Here is a 22,973-nt window from a genome sequence, read left to right as displayed (position 1 = left end):
TGAGCACACCGCCGAGTCAGCGTATACTACGCCACCTTTGAGAATCTCGGGTTTGGCATTTGGGCCTGGCAATCGAGAGTTCAATAGAACTATGCGATGACCGGGCTGTAAAGCCTGACGAGGCGCCGATACCCCATACGAAGCTCGAGCTAATTTGATTTTTGGAGAATAGACATGTCCCGAGTCTGCCAAGTTACTGGCAAGCGTCCGGTGACCGGTAACAACCGTTCCCACGCACTGAACGCGACTAAACGCCGTTTCCTGCCGAACCTGCACTCTCACCGTTTCTGGGTTGAGAGCGAGAAGCGTTTTGTCACCCTGCGCGTATCTGCTAAAGGTATGCGTGTAATTGATAAGAAAGGCATCGATACAGTTCTGTCCGAACTGCGTGCCCGTGGCGAAAAGTACTAAGTACTTAAAGAGGAAATAAATCATGGCTAAAGGTATTCGCGAGAAAATCAAGCTGGTTTCTTCTGCTGGTACAGGTCACTTCTACACCACCACGAAGAACAAACGTACTAAGCCGGAAAAACTGGAACTGAAAAAATTCGATCCAGTTGTACGCCAGCACGTACTGTACAAAGAAGCTAAAATCAAATAATTTTAGTCTCCTTGTATTGAAAAACCCCGCAACTGCGGGGTTTTTTGCATTCTGCATCTTACTACGGAGGAATCATGCCTGAATTACCTGAGGTGGAGACCAGCCGCCGCGGTATTGAGCCGCATCTGGTCGGCGCGACCATTCTTCATGCTACCGTTCGTAACGGCCGCCTCCGTTGGCCGGTTTCTGATGAGATCCATGCGTTAAGCGATAAACCGATCCTCAGCGTTCAGCGCCGCGCGAAGTATCTGCTGCTGGAGCTGCCCGATGGCTGGATTATCATTCATCTTGGCATGTCCGGCAGCCTGCGGATCCTCACTGAAGAGCTGCCTGCGGAAAAGCACGACCACGTCGATCTGGTGATGAGTAACGGCAAAGTACTGCGTTATACCGATCCGCGTCGCTTTGGCGCATGGTTGTGGACCAAAGAACTGGAAGGACATAGCGTACTGGCACATCTGGGGCCTGAGCCGCTTTCAGAAGCGTTTAACGCGGAATACCTGAAAGCGAAGTGTGCGAAAAAGAAAACCCCGATTAAACCCTGGCTGATGGATAACAAGCTGGTGGTCGGCGTGGGGAATATCTATGCCAGCGAATCGCTGTTTGCAGCCGGGATCCATCCCGATCGGCTGGCCTCTTCGCTGTCGGCGCAGGAGTGTGAGCTGCTGGTGCGGGTGATTAAAGCGGTACTGCTTCGCTCAATTGAACAGGGGGGAACGACGCTGAAGGACTTCCTGCAAAGCGACGGTAAACCGGGTTATTTTGCTCAGGAGCTGCAGGTGTATGGCCGCAAAGGCGAGCCGTGTAGGGTGTGTGGAACGCCGATCATCGCAACAAAGCATGCCCAGCGCGCCACATTCTATTGCCGTCAGTGCCAGAAATAGCGCTACTTTAGCTTGTCCATCAACGCCTGGTGGACGTTAACCGGCAGGAAATGGGTAACGTCCCCGTGATGACGTGCCACCTCTTTCACCAGCGTGGAAGAGATAAACGACCACTCCTTGGATGGCATCAGAAATACGCTTTCCAGCTCCGGCATCAAATGACGGTTCATGTGCGCCAGCTGCATCTCATACTCGAAGTCTGCCACCGCGCGTAAGCCACGGATCAGAATCGTCGCCTGCTGAGCGCGGGCAAAGTTGGCCATCAGATCGCTGAAGCCCACCACCTCCACGTTCGGCAGGTGCGCAATGGCCCCGGTGGCAAGCGCGACGCGCTCGTTCAGGTCAAACATCGGTTTTTTGCTTGGGCTGGCAGCAATTGCCAGAATCACCTTGTCGAACATGCACGCCGCACGGGTGATGATATCAAGATGACCATTGGTGATCGGATCAAAGGTACCCGGATAAATCGCTTTTGTGCTCATGGCTCACGTTTTCTCTGAGTAGCCGCGGCTGAGCGCCCACAGCTCGGTGTATTTGTTGAAAGTATACTGGGCATTTACCACGGCCAGTAACCAGCCCTGTTTACCGTCCAGCACGCCCCCACGCAGCAGCAGCGTTTTCAGAAATGCCCCCAGCGTGTGGGTGAAGATACCGGTCAGCGTGGCTTTCTTGCCACGCTGATGGCGCTCCTGCGCCCATGCGGTGGCGTAGTTGAGCTGTTTTCGCTGGAAGCTGGCGAAATCCCGACAGGTCAGGTGCAAAAGATCGCCCGTCAGAGGGACGACAGGCGCACTGTCGCAGGCCAGGGATTCATGGACCAGATTATCATTGTACTGATACCGCTCGCGCTCGTAGAGGCGCGTGACCCGGTCGGGGTACCAGCCGCTGTGACGCATAAAACGGCCGAGGAAGTAGTTGCGACGCGCAATGCTGTAGACCGTGCCCGGCGTTGGTGCGGCGAGCACCGCCTGAATGGCCTGACGCAACTCCGGCGTGATGCGCTCGTCTGTGTCGAGCATCAGTACATAATCACCGGTGGCATATCCCTGCGCGCGCTGGCGCTGGATACCATAACCTTGCCAGTCGGTGTTGGTATAGACTTTTGCACCCGCTGCGCGGGCAACGTCCGCCGTGTTGTCTTCACTGCCGGAGTCGAGCAGGATAATTTCGTCAGCCCAGGCAACGGAGGCCAGGCAATCCGGAAGCAGGTCGGCAGCGTTTTTGGCGATCAGAACGACCGACAGGCGCGTTGACATTAGTGGCTCCGTTGCGGCAGATAAGGTTGCAGAAGCTGCAGCAGACGGGTGAGGGCACCCTGGTTCTGATGCAGTACTTCGACAGCATGACGACCGTACCACAGGCGGTAATCTTCGTCGGTCAGCAGGGTCGAGACCTCTTTGACCACCGAATCCGCATCGGTCACGGTAATTAACCCTTCGGCTTGCTGCAATTTTGCACAGATATCTTTGAAGTTAAAGGTATGTGGGCCCATCAGCACGGGAATGGCATGGGCCGCTGGCTCCAGCGGGTTATGACCGCCACGCTCCACCAGGCTGCCGCCAACAAAGGCCAGGTCAGCGATGCCATACAGCAGCATCAGTTCGCCCATGGTATCGCCAATGACCACCTGGGTGCTGCTGGAGGGGATCTCACCGCTGCTGCGCAGGGTGAAGCTGAAGCCACCTTTTTGCACCATTTCGCGGGCGTCTTTAAAACGCTCAGGATGGCGAGGCACCAGAATCAGCAGTAAATCGGGGAATTTCTCAAGCAGCTTACGGTGTGCCTGCAGCATGATCGTTTCTTCACCCTCATGGGTGCTGGTCGCAATCCAGACCTGGCGACGCGGTGCCCACTGGCGACGCAGCGTTATGGCACGGGCGGCGAGTTCAGGCGTGACAGAGATATCGAATTTCAGGCTGCCGGTCACCGCCAGCTGGTTGCGTTTCAGACCCAGCGCAATAAAACGCGCTGCGTCTTCTTCGTTTTGCGCAGCAATCAGTGTGATCTTGCTCAGCAGGCGGCGCATAAATTTCCCCAGCTTGCCGTAGCCTTTTGCCGAACGCTCTGACAGGCGAGCGTTAGCGATCACCAGGGGGATTTTGCGGGCATGCAGGGCGGAAATCATATTCGGCCACAGCTCGGTTTCCATCACGATCACCAGTTTAGGGCGAACGGTTTCCAGGAAACGGTTCATGGCGCAGGGGAGATCGTAAGGCAGATAGACATGATGGACATCTTTACCGAAGGCGGACATCACGCGCTCAGAGCCGGTCGGCGTCATGGTGGTAACGGTGATCGGCAGTGACGGGTAGCGGTGACGCAGGGCGCGAACCAGCGGGATCGCTGCCAGCGTTTCGCCAACAGAAACGGAATGCAGCAAAATACCGTCCGGGGCAACTTTATTGCGGCAGAAGCCATAGCGTTCAGCCCAGCGTTTTCGATACGCAGGCGCTTTACGGCTACGAAGCAGCAGTCTCAGCCACACCAGTGGTTGAATGATGTAGAGCAGGGCGGTATACAACAATTCCAAGCGATTATCCGTCTTTTTAGTTTCGGCGGGCAAATTCTAAGCATTTGGGCCAGGTAAAGCTATCTCTTATGCCAGATAGCGCTTCAAACGGAAGTAACGACGGCCCAGTCGCCAGCGCAGTCGTGGACTTTTTGCACTTTTCCAGATGAGTTTCCAGATCCCTTTCTCGAAAAACTCTTTGATAATAAATGCTTTTTTCTGTTCATCTTTCATATTGTCGAAAGTATGAATAATTCCCAGCCCTTCTTTGGCAATTTGCCAGTGGCATGCAGGGATCCCTTTCACTTTATCAGGGTAGCGCTGGTTGATGGCATCGAGCATCTGCAGGATTTTCATGTAGTGACGCGCCGAACGAATGAGCGTGTCATCATTGTCCGGCATATGTGAAACGGACGCCGAATGAATGTAATAGTCGTAGTAACGTTCACTGGTGTACTGCACCCGCTCCGCCGCCAGCAGCACTTCGGTGGTCCACGGAATATCCTGATGGCGCAGTCCCGGTTCAAAGTGAAAACCGTGCTCGCGAATAAAGTCATGACGATAGATGTTCAGCCAGGTCACGTGCAGGAACTTACGGGAGTCGAGCGCCATTTTGAGCCATGCAGGGCCGGACATGACGCCCGTTGATGCCAGTTTGTCTTCAGGGAAAATAGGGCGTGAAGGCTTCTTATTATTTTCCCAGACGTAGTTGCCGTTACAGGTAGCGACATCAAGACGTTGCGTGACCGCCATATCAAGCAGGTGCTGATACATGCCGGGTTTGAAGACATCATCAATATCAGGAAACGAGAGATATTGGCCCGTCGCGACGGCCAGACCGGTATTACGCGCGATGGATACACCCTGGTTTTGCTGTTCAATAACCTGCATCTGCGGCAGTTTTTCGCGCCAGTTTTCAACGATCTGCATCGAACGATCAGTGGAGCCGTCATTGACGATGATGACTTCCATACTGTCGATGCGTTGATTCACAAGGCAGGTAAAGAACTGATCCAGGAAAGCTTCACCGTTATAAACGGCTACCACCACGCTTAATAATGGCGCTGAATTTTGCATAAGAAACCTGATTATTTTTGATTGTCGACCAAAGCAATGTATTGCTGGCAAATGGCATTGATACCGAACGAAGCAATAGTTGCGCGATCAACGACCGGTGGAGAGCTGTAAATATCCGCCAGCGTTTTTGCCAGTGACTCGTCATTCAACTCTGCCAGACCGCGGGATAAGGCTCCCGTAAGAATTTCGGCAGGGCCACCGGGACAATTTGTACTGACAGGTGGCGTCTGGCAGATAATGGACTCAACCAGCACATTACCAAAACCTTCGCAGTCAGAACTTAACACTAAAAGGCGTGCCCCTTTTATCCAGGGATAAGGATTGGATTCAAACGGGCGGAAAACCGTTTTGTCTTCGATACCTAACTCGCGGGCAAGCTGCTTAAGTTTTTGAATTTTAGCCTCAGAGCCATTGCCCATCATGACCAGCGTGGTGTCGAGCTGGCTCAGTGCGAACGCCCGTAACAGGCGGTCATGACGTTTGTGTTCATGGAAGCGTCCAACATGAATAATGTAATCCTTTCCCTGCATCTCAAAGGGGGCGTCCGCCAGACGCTGGATTTCAGGAATATCAAAAGGATTATGGATTACCGCCGTGCGCCGGAGATTCAGGGCCAGCGTCTGGGAAAGATCTTTCAACACCGCGCCTGAGACAGCCACCACGTTGCGGTTTTCGTAGGTATGGCGAATTTTAGTGTGTTTAAACCAGCGTGAAAGCCCGCGGCGATGACGAAGGTAGGAGAACGAGAACATGCCATGCACGCAGAACCAGACTTTATCGCGTTCCAGCGCACGGCAGTGCGCCACGATGCGGTCAGTTTTGTGCAGATGGGAGAACACCACATCAAATTTACCGCTGCGTTCTGCCCGCTCGATAGCCTGATCCAGCAGTCTGGCGCGGCGTGGGATCTCTGTCAGCTTCCGCCACGGTTTTTTGCAGGTATCCTGAACAACCTGATAATCGATGCCTTCCGGAATGGCGTAGTCGCACACTTTCCGCAGTGAGAACAGGGAGACCTGGTGTCCCATCTCTGTTAATCCGCTGGAGAGTGTAAGAACCGTTTTTTCAGCTCCTCCACCGGGTAAACCATCAATAATCATTAGGATGCGCATTTTTAATCCAGTAATTTTTGATAAAGCGAAATAAGCTGACTTGACAGTTTCTCGGGGGTGGCGTCTTTTACTCGTTCACGTGCCGCCCGTCCCATATTGTTATTTTTTTCCAGCGAAGGGGTGGCCGCAACCGCCTCCTTCAATGTGCTGATATCAAGTGCGTCACAGTAAAATCCGTTCTGGCCTTGCTGAATAAATTCTGCCCCACCGCAACTCTCTGAAGTAATGACAGGCAAACCGCAGGCCATCGCTTCAAGAATGACGTTAGGAAAGGGATCATACAGCGTTGGTAGCAGTAAACCATCAGATAGCTGATAAAATGGTAACGTCTCTTTTTGCATCCCCAGAAAGCGGATCTGCCCCTCGCAGCCCAATGAACGGGCGAGGTCGCGATAGCGACGTTCTGCTTTATCCTGCCCAACCACAATCAGCCACGCCGCGGTTCCTGCGACGGCACGTATAGCGCTGGCCAATCCTTTTCGTTCAAATCCTGACCCTACGAAGCAGAATATGACGGCATCGGTTGGCAAGCCAAACTGCTGACGCAGTGCAATACGCTGTGCCTCTTCTGCCGGAACGAAGCGGGTGGAATCGATTGAATTATAAATCACATGTATTTTTTTTGCGTCAATATCAAAGTCTTCAACGATTTCGCGTTTGATCATCTCCGCATTACAGATAACCGCTTTCAACTCTGGTGCCTGGTACATTTCACGTTCGGCATTCATTACGTAACGATGATAGCGGTCATGCATAAGCATTTGCGCGCGCCAGGCGGGCAGAATGCGCGCGCGCTGCAACAGCCAGCGGCGGTGTACGCCATCGCCGGCACGATAAATGTCGCAGCCTGGTATACGCTCGTGGCTTTGCACAATATCAAATTGTTGCTGCTGCCAGAGGGCGCGTGCGGCATGCGCAAACCCGCGTTCGCGGCTGATGCGGCCCCATTTACGCGGATCGCAAATATGAATATGCCAGTCGTCCTGTTTCTCACCCTGCCACTCGCGCGTGATGACGTTGAGCTCGAGATTTTGGTTGCTCAGCGCGGTAAGGGCGCGAGACACGAAGCGTTCTGCCCCGCCATCCGGGCGATACTTTTGGCGAACAATCGCCAGGCGATGGTGTTTCATGACAGATATCTCCTTGCGGCGGAGACGACAGCATCAACGGGAATGGCGTCGAGATAGCGTTCTTTTGTTTTGGTATCAATGGCGTCTGGATCGGGTAGTGGGCCGTAATCACCTGCCCAGATGACTTCCCCATTAACCTGCCAGGGTGACCAGAAAGTGAGTTTTGATGGGCCAAACAATGCCACACAGGGGGTCTGAAGCGCAGCGGCCATATGCATCGGAACGGAGTCAACGCCAATGAACAGAGACGCATGATCGATAAGCGAACCCAGTTGACGCAACGTGAGCTGCCCTGCCAGCGAGACGACTCCCGTCGCTGGCGAGGCGGCGAGAATGCGATCGATCATCGCCAGCTCTTTTTTATCCGGCCCGGCGGTGAGGACGACAGTGTGACCATCCTGCCGCAGCGCTGTGATGGTTTGCGCCATTTTGCCTTCGTCCCAGCATTTAAAGAACCAGCGCGACGTAGGCTGAATCACGATGTAGTTGTCTCCCACACCGTTTTGCATCAGCTTTTGGTGAGCCGCGTGCCAGTCTTCAGCACGGTAGGCCATGGTCACGGCAGGTTGAGCGGTGACCGGTAATGGCGACAAAATAGAGAGGTTCTGTTCGACAGTATGCAGCGCGTTGTGCCCGGCCACAGAGACCAAATCGCTATGGCAAAACCGCCAGAATGCATTGTTGCGTTTGTTAAAAGCGAACCCGATTCGTACCGGTGCGCCGGTGAAACGGGTAACGATAGCGCTGCGCCACTGATCGGCAAGATTAATCACCAGGTGATAATGTTGTTTCCTTAACGAACAGAGCAACTGCCACTCTTTTTGCAGATGTTTCAGCGTGCCCAGCTGCTTCCATTTACGGTCGATTCCGTAAACGGTACCGATCGCCGGGTGTGCGGCGAGCATATCGCGGGTTTCTTCATACAACAGCACATCAATCTGTGCCTGCGGCCATTTTTGACGTAACGAATCAATGACGGGAGTGGTCAGCAACATGTCGCCATGATGGCGGAGTTTGATAAGTAAAATGCGCAAATCAGGCGTGTCAGGTAAGTTATTCATCATCATCTTATTGGCGTTGTACTGTTGGCAATTCTAATAGACCTGATAGCGACTTGCACTCTTTCTCCATAATCTCAGGAAATTCCCTGGAAGGGTTTACTCATGCTTCGGAGAGTGCGTAACATAGCGCTAACTTTCCTGTCTTGCGGACTCATTATGAAAAAACCAGCGTTTATCATCACGATTGATACTGAAGGCGATAATCTCTGGCAAAATCACCGCGTCATTAAAACAGAGAATGCGCGCTATCTGGCGCGGTTCCAGACGCTTTGTGAGCGTTTCGGTTTTAAACCCGTATGGCTGACAAATTATGAGATGGCCATTGAGCCCGTTTTCATTGAGTTCGCCAGAGACGTGATCGCCCGCGGTCAGGGTGAAGTCGGGATGCACCTTCATGCCTGGAATAGCCCTCCTGAACACGATCTCACGGGAGATGACTGGCGCTGGCAGCCGTATTTGATTGAATTTTCAGATGAGGTGATGCGCGAGAAAGTGTTGTTCATGACCCGTCTGCTGGAAGAGACCTTCCAGACCAAAATGTTAAGCCATCGCGCCGGGCGCTGGGCATTTGATAGCCGTTACGCCAGACTGCTGATTGAACTGGGCTACCAGGTTGATTGCTCTGTTACACCGCGCGTGAACTGGCGCAACGCGAAAGGCGCCCCGCAGGGGAATGGCGGAACCAATTATCAGCACTTTCCAGACCATGCCTACTTTATTGATACAGACGATATCTCACGAGCGGGCAATAGCCCCTTACTCGAAGTGCCGATGAGCATCCAGTATAAGCATCCGGCCTGGTTGAACACCGTCAAACAGGGCTACGATCGCCTGCGCGGTAAATATCGTTCACCGTCCGTAAACTGGTTGAGACCGTCCGGTGGTAATGCGTCGCAGATGATTCAGGTCGCACAGCAATGCCTGTCTCAGGGACATGACTACGTGGAGTTTATGCTGCATTCCTCGGAATTTATGCCGGGTGGAAGTCCTACGTTTAAAGATGAGGCGGCGATTGAAGGGTTGTATCAGGATCTGGAAGTGCTCTTTAGCTGGTTATCCGACAAGACGGTAGGGATGACGTTGGCGGAATTTTATCAATACAAGAAAAAATAATGCCCGCATCGCGGGCATTATCATTAACGCTGTTGCCAGCAATAAGTAATGTCGAGGACAACGAAATAAGGCTCAAAATTAGCGTCACTTGATAGAGTCGCAGTTTTATTTTTTCCATAATGCCTCAATAACCCTTTTTTTATAGCTGAAGCGAACATCGCTGGATAAGAAAAATGAGAGAGAATAAAGTGCTTTTACCCGTTGTTTAACAAGCTGGGAATGCTGGTCGGTCAGATGTTGCCGGTGATTACTGTAAATATCAAACCAATGACAATTAACGAGATGTTGAAATGATAGAGGAAACGTTTTTTCCATCTGCAATGTGCATTCAACAAGCGTCTTGATTTTACTGGCGTCGAGATTGCTCGACAAACTGCCGCTACGCTTGATGTAATAATAGTGCCCGTGACGCTGATAGACTATTTTATTCGACTGCATCAGCATGCCAGGGAATACCGCGAAATCCTCATAACATACAATCGAAGGGATCGGGTTACTTTCGTACAGCTTACGATGAATGAATTGACCGATGAGATGTGCCTGAAAATCTTTATGCTGCAGGAAACGTTTTATAGCCTCCTGTTGCGACAACGCAACAGGAGAGAATCCTTGCCAGTCGGCGGTGATTTTTTTGATATCGCGAATTTCCAGCAGACGCGTCAGCAGCATATCAGGACGCTCTGTTTTGAGGAACGCTACGGCGTCCCTGATGCTACCCGGTTTCAATCGGTCATCACTGTCGAGCATCGTAATGTAGTCCCCTGACGCCAGCGAGAATGCGCTGTTTCGAACAAGACCTATGTTACGGAACTCAACGTAACGGGAGTGCGCATTTGGAAATGTTGGCAACCACTTCTCAATAATTTCCTGTGTGGAATCATCAGAACTATCATTAAAGATAATGACCTCAACATCACCACTCGCACCAGCAATGGCACTGTCCAGGCTTTCTAATGTTGCGTGAAGCGTATCTTCGGCGTTATGCGCGGCAATTATGATGCTTAGAAAAGCCATAAAAAATTAGTTTCCCTGGGCATCAAAGATATATGTGGTTGCGGTGGCTTTTGGTAACGCGCAAATGAAATGTTTAAGTTTGTGAAGTGATTCGTCTGTTACAGCGAAGAGTTCTTCCCGATCCTGTGAGAAATAATAACGTGTTTCAAAGACATAAGAGCATATGTTCTCATCATTACCAATCAGCATCACATTTCCAAGTGGACGTTGTTCATAGTGGCAGCAGGGGCCAAACAGCAATACCACTGGTACACTGACTGCATCAGCGATATAGATATTGCCGGAATCAGACGCGATATAACAATCCATTTTCGAAATTGCCCACGGAAGCTCTTCAAGAGAGATTTTGCCGATGAGATTCACTAAATTGGGAATGTCACCGTAAGCGCGGGTGATATCGTCCAGCCATGACTGTTCATCAGGGGCGCCAAACACATAAAACTCGCAGGGGAGGTCGGCGAGACGGTCAATAATTCGCTTCCAGATGACCGGCGGCACCGTTTTGGCTTTATTACCTGCGGCAATGCTGATGCCGATGCGGATCACATCAGGTTTGTCGAGAATTGCCGGGTAGGTCGCTGGTTTGAACAGCGGCTTTGTGGCGTGCTTGGGAGAGTCCTGCCACGTCAACGAACGGTCGGCTAGCTTCAGGTAATTGGTCACTGATAGCGTTTTTTTGCCGTGCTCAACGGTACCGTCGGCGGTGAGATAGAAAATCCCGTGATACCATCTGCGGGTGTAAACGCTTAAAAATTGTTTGTTTTTGGCATTACAGACGGCGGCAAAAAAGAGATTTACGCTGTTGGGTTGCAGAAGATAGACATTGTCGTAGCGGTTCATGATTCGGCAGGCAAAGCTAAGCTTACGCCACAGGCTACGCTTATGCTGCTCGATAAAAAAAATCTCTTCAATCGTTTCGTCATGCTTTGCCAGCGCACCCACGCTGCGACTGATGAGCACATCGCTTTTTTGCAGGTATGCCAGAAGAGGCGTAGCATTAACAAAATCACCGATTTTGGCTGTCTGAATGACCAGGTTCTTACCTGTGTCTTTGCGAAACAGCTTCCGGATAAGCTTTACCGGAAGGAGTAAAATCAGCAGAAATACGTAACTCATGCGTTAGATATCCCTGTCGGAAAGCCAGTGGCTGCCCTGTAAAAATGAAAAAATAGCATCTGCGCTAATGTCCTTCGTTTGCTGAGTCGGGCTGACCATTTGATGCTGGTTTTTACCGTAACCCCCAATCAAACCAGGATCGGTCGGACCAAAAATCGTGATGTTTGGACGATCCAGCGCCGCGGTTAGATGACTTAAACCCGTATCAACGGAAACAACGGCTTTAGCTCCGGCCAGCTCAGCAGCCACTTGCGCCAGCGTGAGTTTAGGTAAAACCTCTACGTGCGAAAAACCAGCGGCCAGGCGTTCTGCACGCTGCCGCTCATGTTCAGCGCCCCACGGCAGTTTAATATGGATGCCGCAAGGTTGCATTAGTTCAATGAGCCTTCGCCAGTGCGTTTCCGGCCAGTGCTTATCATCACGCGTTGTGGCATGCAGGAAGACCAGCCAGGGCTGTGCAGATGTATCTGCATCGCGCAGAAAATGCTGCGAAATTGCGTAATCACCCTGGGTTTCCGGCTTTGCATAACCGAGGCTTTTTGCGAACAGCTCGCGGGTGCGTTCCACCGCGTGCTGCTGTTTTGCAATATGGTGTCGACGATTATAGAACAGGCTGGCCAGCGGTTCGCGGGCGGTTTGCCAGTCCATGCCGTGCTTAACGCCGTGTGCCAGGCGCGTCACCAGCGCGGCGCTTTTGACCAGCCCCTGCGCATCAATGATCGCATCGTAACGCTGCGCCTGCACCGCATCGCGGAAGGCTTTGCGCTCGGCTTTAATCGGTGTGGAAAACCACGCTTTACGCCAGCGGCGGATGGCCACCGGGATCACGCGGTCGACTGCTTCATGCCAGGTAGGGATCTGCGCGAAGCCCTCTTCCACCACCCAGTCAAAACGAATGCCTGGAATGGCCCGCATAGCGTCCGTCAGCGACGGAAGCGTATGCAGCACATCACCCATCGAAGAGGTTTTAACGATCAATACCCGCATTCGTTATCCTTCTTCGCTCAGCAGCAGTTCGTTGAGTTCTTCGAGAACGCGCTGCGGCGTGATATCGATCAGGCTCTGGTGATACCCTTCCGCGGCATCGCCTTTACGCACCTTATGGTAACCCGTGATCAGACGAATCACGCGCGCTTTATTTGAGAGCGGCGGCGTGAAGTCCGGGCTACTTGGACCGTACAACGCAACCAGAGGGCGGTTGAGTGCGGCGGCGACGTGCATCAGCCCGGAGTCGTTGGTGACTACGGCTTTGCAGGCAGCAAGCAGGATAACCGCCTGCTCAAGCTGGGTTTCCCCGGCCAGGTTGCGGCACCAGGCCTGCTGTTCTGTGCTGAGGGCAGCGAGGATTTCGTTCCCTGCCTCATGGTCTTTTGCCGAGCCGAACAGGACGACCTGGTAGCCTTCATCAATCAGCTGTTTTGCCAGTTCGGCGTAGTGATAGTGCGGCCAGCGTTTTGCCGGGCCGAATTCGGCACCTGGGCAAAAGCCAATCATCGGACGTTCAGAGGAAAGGCCAAACGCGTTACAGGTCTGGGATTTTTCACCCTCGCTGACCTGTAGCTGTGGCCATAGCAGCGGTTGCGGCAGGTCTTTTGCGCTGCGCATTACGCCTTTGTCGTAGGCCAGCGCCACATAGCGCTCCACCATTAATGGCCAGGCCTCTTTATCCAGCACGCGTGCGTCATTCAGCAGACCGTAGCGCATCTCACCGCGCCAGCCGGTACGGTGTGGTACGCCGGCGAAGAAGGGCACAAGCGCGGATTTAAACGAGTTGGGTAACACGTAAGCGCGGTCATAACGCTTCTCGCGCAGACTGTGGCCGAGTTTACGACGTTCGCCAATTTCCAGTGCCCCGTGGCCGAGCGGCATCGGGATGGCCTCATTCACTTCGGGCATACGCGACAACAACGGACGGCACCATGCGGGTGCCATCACGTCGATTATCGCCTGGGGATAACGCGCCTTGAGCGTGCGATAGAGACTTTGCGACATCATCATGTCGCCCACCCATGACGGGCCGATCACCAGAATTCTCATACTTACGCGTCGCGGTTCAGCCAGGCCATATATTCCGTTACGCCTTCGGCAACGGTCTTGAACGGCTTGTCATAACCCGCTGCGCGCAGGTTAGTCAGATCGGCCTGGGTGAATGCCTGGTAGCGGCCTTTCAGCTTGTCCGGGAAAGGAATGTACTCAATGCTGCCTTTCTTGTGATACGCCAGGGTTGCGTCAGCCACGGCCTGGAAGGATTCCGCGCGGCCAGTACCAAGGTTGAAAATACCGGATACCCCATTTTCCCAGAACCACAGGTTCACGGCGGCAACGTCGCCTACGTAGACGAAGTCACGCTTAAAGCCGTCGCTGCCTTCGAACAGTTTTGGACTTTCGCCGTTATTCAACTGGGTGTTCAGATGGAACGCCACGCTCGCCATGCTGCCTTTGTGGCCTTCGCGCGGTCCGTAGACGTTAAAATAACGGAAGCCGACAATCTGGGAGTTCGCTTCTGGCAACACCTGACGCACATACTCGTCGAAAAGGAACTTGGAGTAACCGTAAACGTTCAACGGCTGCTCATATTCGCGGGATTCAATGAAATCAGAGGTACGTCCGCCGTAGGTGGCCGCCGAAGAGGCATACAGGAACGGAATTTCACGCTCCAGACAGTAGTGAAGCAGCTCTTTAGAGTACTGATAGTTGTTGTCCATCATGTACTTGCCGTCCCACTCGGTGGTGGAAGAGCATGCCCCTTCGTGGAAGATGGCTTCGATCTCGCCGAACTCTTCACCTGCCATAATCTGGATAAGGAAGTCTTCTTTATCCATGTAGTCCGCGATGTTCAGATCCACCAGGTTGACGAACTTGGTGCCGTCTTTCAGGTTGTCAACCACCAGGATGTCGGTGATGCCTTTGTCATTGAGAGCCTTAACAATATTGCTGCCGATAAAGCCCGCGCCGCCGGTAACGATGATCATAACTGTAACCTTTGAAGTGTGGAGTCCGGGGGCAATCCCGGACGCTAATGGTTCTATCATATCATTAGTATGGCTGCCCTTCAGCCATTCACCGACATAGCGCAAGGGTACACGTGATTTATGCTGCAAAAACGAGAAGAGATAATGTGTCATCTCGTCATGAACTATAGGTTTGGGTAATATGTGCCGAAATTTGCCGAGTCTGGAGAATTGCAATGCGTGGTGATTTTTACAAACAGTTAAACAGCGACCTTGAGACCGCGCGTGCGGAAGGGTTGTTTAAAGAAGAGCGTATTATCACGTCTGCTCAGCAGGCGGACATCACCGTTGCCGATGGCAGCCATGTGATCAACTTTTGCGCGAACAACTACTTAGGTCTTGCGAATCACCCTGAGCTGATTGCTGCGGCGAAAAGCGGTATGGACACCCACGGTTTTGGTATGGCCTCCGTACGTTTTATCTGCGGTACACAGGACAGCCACAAGCAGCTTGAGAAAAAGCTGGCGAACTTCTTAGGGATGGAAGACGCGATTCTGTACTCCTCCTGCTTCGACGCCAACGGCGGTCTGTTTGAGACGCTGCTGGGCGCAGAAGATGCCATTATCTCCGATGCCCTGAACCACGCTTCCATCATTGATGGTGTGCGCCTGTGTAAAGCGAAGCGCTTCCGCTATGCCAACAATGACATGGTTGAGCTGGAAGCACGCCTGAAAGAGGCGCGTGAAGCGGGGGCTCGCCATGTGCTCATCGCCACCGACGGCGTGTTCTCTATGGACGGCGTGATCGCCAACCTGAAGGGCGTGTGTGACCTGGCGGATAAATACGATGCGCTGGTGATGGTCGATGACTCGCACGCGGTCGGTTTTGTGGGTGAAAACGGTCGTGGCTCACATGAATACTGCGACGTGATGGGCCGCGTGGATATCATCACCGGTACGCTGGGCAAAGCACTGGGCGGTGCGTCCGGTGGCTATACCGCTGCGCGTAAAGAGGTGGTGGAGTGGCTGCGCCAGCGATCCCGCCCGTACCTGTTCTCCAACTCCCTCGCACCGGCGATTGTTGCCGCTTCCATCAAAGTGCTGGAGATGGTGGAGTCCGGCGCTGAGTTGCGCGACCGCCTGTGGTCCAACGCGCGTCTGTTCCGCGAGAAAATGAGCGCGGCAGGGTTTACCCTGGCCGGTGCCGATCACGCGATTATCCCGGTGATGCTGGGTGATGCTGTCGTGGCGCAGAACTTTGCCCGTGAGCTGCAGAAAGAAGGCATTTACGTGACCGGGTTCTTCTTCCCGGTCGTACCAAAAGGCCAGGCGCGTATCCGCACCCAGATGTCTGCGGCGCATTCGCCTGAACAAATTGAACGTGCGGTGGAAGCCTTTACCCGCATCGGCAAACAGCTGGGCGTAATTGCCTGAGGACGTGTGATGAAAGCGTTATCCAAACTGAAAGCGGAAGAAGGGATTTGGATGACCGACGTGCCGGAGCCGGAAGTCGGTCATAACGATCTGCTGATCAAAATTCGTAAAACCGCTATTTGCGGCACTGACGTTCATATCTACAACTGGGACCAGTGGTCGCAAAAAACCATTCCGGTACCAATGGTTGTCGGCCATGAATATGTCGGCGAAGTGGTGGGCATCGGTCAGGAAGTCAAAGGTTTCAAAATTGGCGACCGCGTCTCGGGTGAAGGTCATATTACCTGCGGTCACTGCCGTAACTGCCGCGGTGGGCGTACGCACCTGTGCCGTAATACCATTGGCGTAGGTGTGAATCGTCCGGGCTGCTTCGCGGAATATCTGGTGATCCCGGCTTTCAACGCGTTCAAAATCCCGGACAATATCTCTGACGATCTGGCCTCCATCTTTGATCCATTCGGCAACGCGGTACACACAGCGCTCTCTTTCGACCTGGTTGGCGAAGATGTGCTGGTCTCCGGCGCGGGCCCTATCGGGATTATGGCCGCTGCGGTGGCGAAGCACGTGGGTGCGCGTAACGTCGTGATCACCGACGTGAACGAATACCGTCTGTCGCTGGCACGTAAAATGGGCGTTACCCGCGCGGTGGACGTCTCTAAGGAGAGCCTGACCGACGTGATGGAAGAGCTGGGCATGACTGAAGGCTTCGATGTTGGACTGGAGATGTCCGGTGCGCCACCGGCGTTCCGTACCATGCTTGACACCATGAACCACGGCGGTCGTATCGCGATGCTGGGTATTCCGCCGTCAGATATGTCTATCGACTGGAATAAAGTGATCTTCAAGGGGCTGTTCATTAAAGGCATCTATGGCCGTGAAATGTTCGAAACCTGGTATAAGATGGCGGCATTAATTCAGTCTGGTCTGGATCTGTCCCCGATTATTACACATCGTTTCTCGATTGATGATTTCCAGAAAGGCTTTGATGCGATGCGTTCTGGTCAATCAGGGAAAGTTATTCTGAGCTGGGATTAAACCCACCAGCTGGCACCCGTATCAACGGGTGCCAGTGCTATTTTTGGTAGTTTGACTTTTCGGATTTTTCTTGTTATTTTTCAATTAATTACCACTCTTTCTTCTCCGCGCTTTTATTAAGAATAATTACGTCAGGAAGACACTGTCAGGCTCGTCAAAATATTATGTCTACACACCTTTCGCTGAAGTTAGTTGATACAACTTCACGGTTTACTTCTTTTTTAAACCTGGTCATTTCTCTTTTAATATTTAATACTATAAATATTTTACACACCCGATATAATTTAGTCATTAACAGAACATTTGTTTTCCTGTTGATGTTGTTGATGTTGTTGATGTTGTTGATGTTGTTGATGCTGAAGTGCATAGACAATAAATTAATCCGCAATGTTCTGGCGATTGTACTTCTCATTCCAGTTGCGGCAGATATTTCTCTCCAGCTATACGCATGGAGAAATTTCGATTCCGCATTCAGTTATGGGTTTGCGATGAGCATAATCCACGCCACACCGGATGAAGCAAGTTCAATGCTCAGCCTGTACTGGCGCGAATGTATTATTTTTATCACACTCTCTGCTTTTTTTATTTACACCGCAAATATGGGCGCATGGCCTGTTGCACCACGTTTTCGTCGCTGGCCTGCCATTGTGCTTGGTATAACGTTGTTGGCTTTCTATGGTCAGGCTTTACAGCATCAGCTACGGAAAAGTAGCGTCGAAAGTCTGGCGCAGCGCGTGGTTCAGGCGACGCCAGTCAGTACGGCAAAAGTATTTATGCAGGCTATGGAAGATAACGCAGTCATTGCCAATATCGGTAATAATATTCCCGATTACAGTCTCACGCTTTCGGATACCGGTATTGAGAACTATGTGCTGGTCATCGGTGAGTCTGAGCGAGCGGCGAATATGGGGATCTATGGTTATCAACGAGATACAACGCCAGAGCTGGAAAAACAGAAATCGCAACTTTTACTGTTCCGTAACGCTGTAGCGCCAGCACCGGTCACGATTATGGCCGTACCGTTGGCCATGACCGCTGATAAAGTGAATATTCGCGATCCGAAAAATTATGGTGATAATGTTATTAATATTGCCAATAAAGCGGGCTATGACACTTATTGGTTTAGTCATCAGGGTAAAGGTGGGGCGCATAACAACGTCATCACCGGAATTGCCATGAATACGAAACAGCATGAATGGCTCGAAGGCGGTTACGATGAAGATCTGCTGCCTTTGCTGCAGAATGCATTAAAAGCCCCAGGCAAAAAAGTGATCGTCTTGCATCTCTATGGCAGTCATGAACCTTCCTGTACGCGCTTTCCGGCAAACCAGGCGGTGTTACAGGGTGATAATGAGGCTGATGACTGTTATGACAATTCTGTGCGGTATACAGACACATTGATGGGCAAGATGTTTAGCATGCTGGAAAATTCGCGTTCTTCGGTCATGTATTTTTCCGATCATGGTTTGATTCGTGATCCGCAGCGCGCTGTCGTTTACTCTCATGGTAATGTGCATCCGCCCCGAGAGGCTCTGCATATCCCTGTGTTTATCTGGTATGGGCAACAGGTTGTTCAAGATAAGCAATACACCGGTGACTACAATACTGTCTGGTCTGCTGATGATGTGAACACGCTTGCTGAACTGTGGTTGGGGATCCATCGCCAGGGTCAACCTGTCCAGTCTGTACAATCCTGGCTTGCCGGTTATGATAAGAATGTCTCAGTACTGGATACTACAGGCAAGACCTATTACTGGAGCAATTTACATTAATCCGGACGCGTTAAAGGAATGATATTGGTTGTATCCTCTGTCAATAACCGGAACGCAAAGCAATAAAAAGGGGCCTGTGGCCCCTTTAGTTACTGGTTCTTTTTCTCTTCATCCGTAAGGTACCGCACTTTTCGGGTGTAGTCCTGCCCTTTGAACAGCAGCTTGCTATCTGCTGAAGCAAGATACTTCTGCCATTCGGAAAGAGGGAAACCACCGTGCGCGCCAATCACTTCTTTCGGCACAACGGCTTCCTGTCCGCCGATTTTCTTGGATACCGGCCAGTTCATCCAGTCACCCAGGTTAACGGTTTTTATATCTAACATGTCCAGCAACGCAGCGAGCGGCAGCTGATCGGTAGGCGGCTGCGTGTCATCCATCAGCTCCCAGGTATCCTGGAAGAGCGTCAGCCACAGCGGACAAATTCGTCGCCATGTTTTTTTGGTCGCGGCCAGGAAGGCACCGTTGACGTGGTCAACCAAATAGGGTCGCACCGTCTCTTTATAATATGCGGGGACCTTTTGCACTGGCGCACCGTCCAGTTTGGCAATCATTTTACCCTGACGGAAGCTTGAGTAGATGTGCATATCTTCCATCTTAATCTCAGGCATCTTCAGCAGGTTTAAGTCAGAATCAATCATCAGAATGCCTTCGCCACGCGCCTGTAACGGCGCGTTCAGCTTCACCAGACGGCTGAGATAGATTTGCTTATAGCGATAATCTTCTTCACGAATCGGAAGCGAGAGCGTCACTACGCGGGTTTTTGGCGGGATCTGACCGAAAGCAGATTCCGGTTGATCGCTGACAATGACGATTTCACTGACATCGGTGGCGTAACGTTCTGCAAAAGTGGCAGAGAGTAAAGCCTCTTCAACAAAATCCGCTCCGGTGCACGGGATCACGATGGAATCTACCGCTATATGCTCTTTCGTGACAGGGAGGTCCTTGTAAGGAATATTGTGCCGCCCGGTGATATGACGATAGCGAGCGTTAAGAAATTTAAACATATTTATCTCGTTTGATTATTGCGCGCCAAGCACGGCTTCGACACCGCTGACATATTTTTCAATGGTATAGGTATGACAGACGTTTTGGTATGCAGCCGCGGCAAGTCGAGCTCGCAGATCTGCATCCGTCCAGATATTGTCTAAATGCTGTGCCAGCTGTGAAACATCACTCCAGGGGAACAGCAACCCGGTCGACTCATGATCAATGAGCTCAGCGGTGCCGGTCACCTGAGATCCAATAACGGGAATAGTAAGCAGCATCGCTTCCAGCACTACGCGAGGAAGTCCTTCACTTTTTGAGGCGAGAATAAACGCGTCAAACGTGGCGAGGTAATCGAAAGGGGTATTCTGAAAACCAGTGAAGATCACATTGTCTGCAATACCCAGCTTATTGGCCTGTACGGATAATGCATTGCGCTCGGCACCTTCACCGACCAGCACCATTTTCCACTTCGCTTCAGGATGCTTCTGACTGAACTTCGCCAGCGCTTCAAGTGTATGGTGGTTAGCTTTACGTGGGATCAATGAGCCAATACTGCCAAACACAAAGGTTTCGTCATCTATGCCCAGTCGCTGACGCATTGCGCCGCGATCCGGTAAAGGCTGGTGGATGTCGATGGCATTGTTAACGGTCGTACAGAGATCGGGTCGGATACCATGCTGCAGCAGCACCTGTTCAACGCCATGCGAGACCGCGATGATCTTTGTGGCATGCGCATTGACCAGTTTCACCAGTGGTGGGGACAGAATAGGTTCAATACGGCAGTGCTGAATTAATCGCGCCTGTAGTTTCGCCGCCGCGAGATAACCTTCCTCGTTCGAGCCAGGTTGGTTATTCATATAGAGCGTATCGAAACCACCATGCGAGAAAAGCGTTTCGATTTTGCTGACATTGGGCCTGATACGCCACAGGGTATCGACGTGCCGCGTAAACGCTTTGCGGGCATTGCGCGAGAAAAACAGCAGACCACGTCCTGCTTCTTTCAACAATTTTGCCCATGCCGGTTGCTTATGTTGAGGAATGACGATCAGCGGGATCCCAATGCTGTTTAGCACCTGGCCTATGGTTTGACCTCCAGCACGACTATAATCTTTGTAAAAACAACAGGTAATGTCGAATTTGTCGCGATCAATTCGCTTCAGGAGCTCAAGCATACTGTTGGTACCTCCACCCCACTCTTTACCCGTGTCCAGGAGGAGAATTTTACGTTTTTGCGGCATGACTGCATCCGTGTGCTACTCTTCATCTAACCGCATTATAAAGAATCTGTTGAAATAAAATAGATTTTTCTATTTTAGAATTTTTTCTATAAGATAAATTATCAAACATATTATTTTAAAAGTGTGATTTAAGACTTTAATCGCCTCTTCTCATTTAGATAGTATTAACGAAACAACGTATGCTGTTATTGAGAGAGTGAGAAATGTTTAAAATAACGGTCTGCTTATTAACATTTAACTCCGAGAGATTGTTGCACGACGTTATACCGCCTCTTTTAATAATAGCGGATGAAGTCATCATTGTGGATTCCGGAAGTACGGATAATACAGTATATATTTGTCAGAGTTATGGGTTATCGCCCGTATTCAAAAAATATGGCTGGCATGGTGAGCAGATGAACTACGCCGTGTCATTAGCGAGCAACGACTGGGTCCTGTGCATCGATAGTGATGAAATTCTCGATCCAGACACGGTGAATACTATTTTAAAATTAAAAACGGATGGCGAACCCGAACCGGGGATGGCGTGGAGAATATGCCGTCACTGGTTTGTTTTGGGCGAAAAAGTCCGAACGATATATCCGGTCTCTTCTCCTGATTACCCGGTACGGCTTTTTAACCGGAAGCAGGCACGTTTTAATAACAGACCCGTAGACGATCAGGTTGAAGGTTTTCTCCATTCTGAACGTATTCCCGGTTACGTCAGACATGATACGTTTCACACATTGCATGAACTTTTTAGCAAATTGAATGGTTATACAACCCGCCTGGTTCAATATCAAACGATACGCCCCTCTATCGGTCGAGGTGTGATCAGCGCCATCGGTGCCTTTTTCAAATGGTATCTGTTTAGTGGTGCCTGGCGTCAGGGCAGAGTGGGTGTAGCAACAGGGTTGTATGCCACTGCGTACAGTTTTTTAAAATATTTCAAAGCCTGGTATCAGTATCAGGATGAACGGGAGTCCGCCGCCCGGGAACATACGGACTCTCACTTTATAAAATAGTTATGCTTTTTTACCCCATCCCTGCCACTGCTGCTGGACGTATTTCACCAGCGTGCTATTGCTCAGGCTTTCACCAATCACAGAGAAGAACCGGGTCGCATAAACCGGTTCAGGGGGATGTTTCGGTACACATCGTTTCACCCCGCGGAACGGATTTCGCGGTTCAGACGACGCAGGTTTCCCCTGGTTCGGCGTCGACGTATCAACCTGCGGTTCGTTCAGAAGATCGCTCGGACGCACCAGCGTGATATCCGAACGCAAGGTTGGCAGCATTTGCTGCAGGACGCGAACGGTAGACGGGTGAGGGTGGCCAATGGCAATCGCCGAGCCAGTACGGCGGGCCAGCTGTACGGCGCGATTAAACTGCATACGAATGTCTGCTTCGTTCTGCGTATCGTCAAGGAACACCTTGCGCTTGATCACCTTCACACCTGTTCCCTGCGCGGCACGCATCGCCTGACTGTTGCCGATGGTCATGCTGTCGAGGAAATAGAGGTTGTAACGCTCCAGCGCCTGCATCACTTTGAGCATCCCGTACAGGCTGGATGTCATCGCGCTACCCATATGGTTGTTTAACCCCACGGCATACGGCACTTTGTTGTATGCGTCGCGGATGATGCGATCGATCTCATCGCTGCTCATCTCCGGGCGCAGGGTATCTTTTTCCAGCGGTTGTTTGCTGATGGGGGCCATCGGCAGATGGATCAGCACCTGATGGCCGCTGTTGTGGGCCTTGGTCGCCATCTCACGTGCGTGTGGCGCATTGGGGAGGACGGCGACAGAAATGGCCGCCGGCATCGCCAGCACCTGATTTTCGTAGTGAGGACGATAACCGAAGTCATCAATCACAATGGCGAGTTTACCGGCGTAAACCGGTGCAGCCAGCGCCAGTGCGCTGGCGACGGAGAGAACAATTCGACGAAATTGAAGCAAAAC

Annotated in this window: 23 protein-coding genes; 8 read left to right on the top strand and 15 right to left on the bottom strand. The window is 51.7% G+C overall.

What is annotated here, in order from left to right; all coding sequences use genetic code 11:
- The first annotated feature begins 174 nt into the window (after positions 1–174).
- From rpmB to mutM, 3 genes are all read left to right on the top strand, one after another.
- Positions 175–411, top strand: a complete 237-nt coding sequence (gene rpmB / locus NQ842_RS00190; RefSeq protein ID WP_002436699.1) for a 50S ribosomal protein L28 — start codon at positions 175–177, stop codon at positions 409–411.
- A 22-nt stretch (positions 412–433) separates the two neighbouring features.
- Entirely contained in the window at positions 434–601 is a 168-nt protein-coding gene (rpmG, locus tag NQ842_RS00185; protein WP_003024094.1) for a 50S ribosomal protein L33, read from the top strand.
- Between the two features lie 74 nt (positions 602–675).
- Complete coding sequence (gene mutM / locus NQ842_RS00180; RefSeq protein WP_013094894.1) at positions 676–1,485, top strand: bifunctional DNA-formamidopyrimidine glycosylase/DNA-(apurinic or apyrimidinic site) lyase; 810 nt, start codon at positions 676–678, stop codon at positions 1,483–1,485.
- 2 nt (positions 1,486–1,487) lie between these two features.
- Here the strand turns inward: mutM and coaD are convergent, their stop codons facing one another.
- The 7 genes from coaD to rfaQ all read right to left on the bottom strand — a co-directional run bounded on the left by coaD (position 1,488) and on the right by rfaQ (position 8,380).
- Positions 1,488–1,967 (bottom strand): pantetheine-phosphate adenylyltransferase, encoded by a 480-nt coding sequence (coaD, locus tag NQ842_RS00175; RefSeq protein ID WP_014830151.1) that lies wholly within the window; start codon positions 1,965–1,967, stop codon positions 1,488–1,490.
- 3 nt (positions 1,968–1,970) lie between these two features.
- Entirely contained in the window at positions 1,971–2,741 is a 771-nt protein-coding gene (locus NQ842_RS00170; protein ID WP_014830152.1) for a glycosyltransferase family 2 protein, read from the bottom strand.
- Positions 2,741–4,015, bottom strand: a complete 1,275-nt coding sequence (gene waaA / locus NQ842_RS00165; protein ID WP_257256393.1) for a lipid IV(A) 3-deoxy-D-manno-octulosonic acid transferase — start codon at positions 4,013–4,015, stop codon at positions 2,741–2,743. Before waaA ends, NQ842_RS00170 begins: the two co-directional genes overlap by 1 nt.
- 66 nt (positions 4,016–4,081) lie before the next feature.
- Entirely contained in the window at positions 4,082–5,071 is a 990-nt protein-coding gene (locus tag NQ842_RS00160; protein ID WP_014830154.1) for a glycosyltransferase, read from the bottom strand.
- An 11-nt stretch (positions 5,072–5,082) separates the two neighbouring features.
- Complete coding sequence (locus NQ842_RS00155) at positions 5,083–6,183, bottom strand: glycosyltransferase (protein ID WP_046888951.1); 1,101 nt, start codon at positions 6,181–6,183, stop codon at positions 5,083–5,085.
- 2 nt (positions 6,184–6,185) lie between these two features.
- Positions 6,186–7,313 (bottom strand): glycosyltransferase family 4 protein, encoded by a 1,128-nt coding sequence (locus NQ842_RS00150; protein ID WP_014830156.1) that lies wholly within the window; start codon positions 7,311–7,313, stop codon positions 6,186–6,188.
- On the bottom strand, positions 7,310–8,380 hold the full coding sequence (rfaQ, locus tag NQ842_RS00145) for a putative lipopolysaccharide heptosyltransferase III (protein WP_257256392.1): 1,071 nt from the start codon (positions 8,378–8,380) through the stop codon (positions 7,310–7,312). The genes NQ842_RS00150 and rfaQ overlap by 4 nt, the downstream gene beginning before the upstream one ends.
- 150 nt (positions 8,381–8,530) lie before the next feature.
- Between rfaQ and NQ842_RS00140 the strand changes: the two genes are divergently transcribed.
- Positions 8,531–9,487, top strand: a complete 957-nt coding sequence (locus NQ842_RS00140) for a polysaccharide deacetylase family protein (protein ID WP_257256391.1) — start codon at positions 8,531–8,533, stop codon at positions 9,485–9,487.
- Positions 9,488–9,592: 105 nt separating this feature from the next.
- Here the strand turns inward: NQ842_RS00140 and NQ842_RS00135 are convergent, their stop codons facing one another.
- The 5 genes from NQ842_RS00135 to rfaD are packed head-to-tail and all read right to left on the bottom strand — an operon-like array spanning position 9,593 to position 14,589.
- On the bottom strand, positions 9,593–10,501 hold the full coding sequence (locus NQ842_RS00135) for a glycosyltransferase family 2 protein (protein WP_050859969.1): 909 nt from the start codon (positions 10,499–10,501) through the stop codon (positions 9,593–9,595).
- A gap of 6 nt (positions 10,502–10,507) precedes the next feature.
- On the bottom strand, positions 10,508–11,617 hold the full coding sequence (locus NQ842_RS00130) for a glycosyltransferase family 9 protein (protein WP_257256390.1): 1,110 nt from the start codon (positions 11,615–11,617) through the stop codon (positions 10,508–10,510).
- Positions 11,618–11,620: 3 nt separating this feature from the next.
- Entirely contained in the window at positions 11,621–12,604 is a 984-nt protein-coding gene (gene rfaC / locus NQ842_RS00125; protein WP_014830162.1) for a lipopolysaccharide heptosyltransferase RfaC, read from the bottom strand.
- Between the two features lie 3 nt (positions 12,605–12,607).
- A complete protein-coding gene (gene rfaF / locus NQ842_RS00120; RefSeq protein ID WP_014830163.1) occupies positions 12,608–13,654 on the bottom strand; it encodes an ADP-heptose--LPS heptosyltransferase RfaF in 1,047 nt (348 codons plus the stop codon).
- A gap of 2 nt (positions 13,655–13,656) precedes the next feature.
- Positions 13,657–14,589: an ADP-glyceromanno-heptose 6-epimerase gene (rfaD, locus tag NQ842_RS00115; protein WP_013094908.1), complete on the bottom strand. Its 933-nt coding sequence runs from the start codon at positions 14,587–14,589 to the stop codon at positions 13,657–13,659.
- 215 nt (positions 14,590–14,804) lie between these two features.
- Between rfaD and kbl the strand changes: the two genes are divergently transcribed.
- The 3 genes from kbl to NQ842_RS00100 all read left to right on the top strand — a co-directional run bounded on the left by kbl (position 14,805) and on the right by NQ842_RS00100 (position 18,808).
- Positions 14,805–16,001: a glycine C-acetyltransferase gene (gene kbl, locus NQ842_RS00110; protein ID WP_013094909.1), complete on the top strand. Its 1,197-nt coding sequence runs from the start codon at positions 14,805–14,807 to the stop codon at positions 15,999–16,001.
- A gap of 9 nt (positions 16,002–16,010) precedes the next feature.
- Positions 16,011–17,036 carry an L-threonine 3-dehydrogenase gene (gene tdh / locus NQ842_RS00105; RefSeq protein ID WP_014830164.1) on the top strand — a complete coding sequence of 342 codons (1,026 nt, stop codon included), beginning with the start codon at positions 16,011–16,013 and terminating at the stop codon, positions 17,034–17,036.
- A gap of 164 nt (positions 17,037–17,200) precedes the next feature.
- Complete coding sequence (locus tag NQ842_RS00100; protein ID WP_257256389.1) at positions 17,201–18,808, top strand: phosphoethanolamine transferase; 1,608 nt, start codon at positions 17,201–17,203, stop codon at positions 18,806–18,808.
- Positions 18,809–18,897: 89 nt separating this feature from the next.
- Here NQ842_RS00100 and NQ842_RS00095 read toward each other — a convergent pair whose 3' ends face one another.
- Both NQ842_RS00095 and NQ842_RS00090 read right to left on the bottom strand, forming a co-directional pair.
- Positions 18,898–19,812: a hypothetical protein gene (locus NQ842_RS00095; protein WP_096928349.1), complete on the bottom strand. Its 915-nt coding sequence runs from the start codon at positions 19,810–19,812 to the stop codon at positions 18,898–18,900.
- Between the two features lie 15 nt (positions 19,813–19,827).
- Complete coding sequence (locus tag NQ842_RS00090) at positions 19,828–21,033, bottom strand: glycosyltransferase (protein ID WP_257256388.1); 1,206 nt, start codon at positions 21,031–21,033, stop codon at positions 19,828–19,830.
- A 203-nt stretch (positions 21,034–21,236) separates the two neighbouring features.
- On the opposite strand from NQ842_RS00090, the gene NQ842_RS00085 reads away from it, so the two are divergent.
- Entirely contained in the window at positions 21,237–22,037 is an 801-nt protein-coding gene (locus NQ842_RS00085; protein ID WP_257256387.1) for a glycosyltransferase family 2 protein, read from the top strand.
- On the opposite strand, the gene NQ842_RS00080 is transcribed toward NQ842_RS00085, so the two are convergent.
- Positions 22,038–22,970 (bottom strand): divergent polysaccharide deacetylase family protein, encoded by a 933-nt coding sequence (locus NQ842_RS00080; protein ID WP_257256386.1) that lies wholly within the window; start codon positions 22,968–22,970, stop codon positions 22,038–22,040.
- Positions 22,971–22,973 lie beyond the last annotated feature (3 nt).

This window comes from Enterobacter cloacae complex sp. R_G8, assembly GCF_024599795.1.
In the GTDB taxonomy this organism is placed as follows: Bacteria; Pseudomonadota; Gammaproteobacteria; order Enterobacterales; family Enterobacteriaceae; genus Enterobacter; species Enterobacter dissolvens.
This window is presented reverse-complemented; position numbering and strand designations above follow the sequence as displayed.

Coding starts and splice junctions, on each gene's coding strand:
- rpmB (WP_002436699.1), top strand. CDS start 175: ATGTCCCGAGTCTGCCAAGTTACTGGCAAGCGTCCGGTGACCGGTAAC.
- rpmG (WP_003024094.1), top strand. CDS start 434: ATGGCTAAAGGTATTCGCGAGAAAATCAAGCTGGTTTCTTCTGCTGGT.
- mutM (WP_013094894.1), top strand. CDS start 676: ATGCCTGAATTACCTGAGGTGGAGACCAGCCGCCGCGGTATTGAGCCG.
- coaD (WP_014830151.1), bottom strand. CDS start 1,967: ATGAGCACAAAAGCGATTTATCCGGGTACCTTTGATCCGATCACCAAT.
- NQ842_RS00170 (WP_014830152.1), bottom strand. CDS start 2,741: ATGTCAACGCGCCTGTCGGTCGTTCTGATCGCCAAAAACGCTGCCGAC.
- NQ842_RS00160 (WP_014830154.1), bottom strand. CDS start 5,071: ATGCAAAATTCAGCGCCATTATTAAGCGTGGTGGTAGCCGTTTATAAC.
- NQ842_RS00155 (WP_046888951.1), bottom strand. CDS start 6,183: ATGCGCATCCTAATGATTATTGATGGTTTACCCGGTGGAGGAGCTGAA.
- NQ842_RS00150 (WP_014830156.1), bottom strand. CDS start 7,313: ATGAAACACCATCGCCTGGCGATTGTTCGCCAAAAGTATCGCCCGGAT.
- rfaQ (WP_257256392.1), bottom strand. CDS start 8,380: ATGATGATGAATAACTTACCTGACACGCCTGATTTGCGCATTTTACTT.
- NQ842_RS00140 (WP_257256391.1), top strand. CDS start 8,531: ATGAAAAAACCAGCGTTTATCATCACGATTGATACTGAAGGCGATAAT.
- NQ842_RS00135 (WP_050859969.1), bottom strand. CDS start 10,501: ATGGCTTTTCTAAGCATCATAATTGCCGCGCATAACGCCGAAGATACG.
- NQ842_RS00130 (WP_257256390.1), bottom strand. CDS start 11,617: ATGAGTTACGTATTTCTGCTGATTTTACTCCTTCCGGTAAAGCTTATC.
- rfaC (WP_014830162.1), bottom strand. CDS start 12,604: ATGCGGGTATTGATCGTTAAAACCTCTTCGATGGGTGATGTGCTGCAT.
- rfaF (WP_014830163.1), bottom strand. CDS start 13,654: ATGAGAATTCTGGTGATCGGCCCGTCATGGGTGGGCGACATGATGATG.
- rfaD (WP_013094908.1), bottom strand. CDS start 14,589: ATGATCATCGTTACCGGCGGCGCGGGCTTTATCGGCAGCAATATTGTT.
- kbl (WP_013094909.1), top strand. CDS start 14,805: ATGCGTGGTGATTTTTACAAACAGTTAAACAGCGACCTTGAGACCGCG.
- tdh (WP_014830164.1), top strand. CDS start 16,011: ATGAAAGCGTTATCCAAACTGAAAGCGGAAGAAGGGATTTGGATGACC.
- NQ842_RS00100 (WP_257256389.1), top strand. CDS start 17,201: ATGTCTACACACCTTTCGCTGAAGTTAGTTGATACAACTTCACGGTTT.
- NQ842_RS00095 (WP_096928349.1), bottom strand. CDS start 19,812: ATGTTTAAATTTCTTAACGCTCGCTATCGTCATATCACCGGGCGGCAC.
- NQ842_RS00090 (WP_257256388.1), bottom strand. CDS start 21,033: ATGCCGCAAAAACGTAAAATTCTCCTCCTGGACACGGGTAAAGAGTGG.
- NQ842_RS00085 (WP_257256387.1), top strand. CDS start 21,237: ATGTTTAAAATAACGGTCTGCTTATTAACATTTAACTCCGAGAGATTG.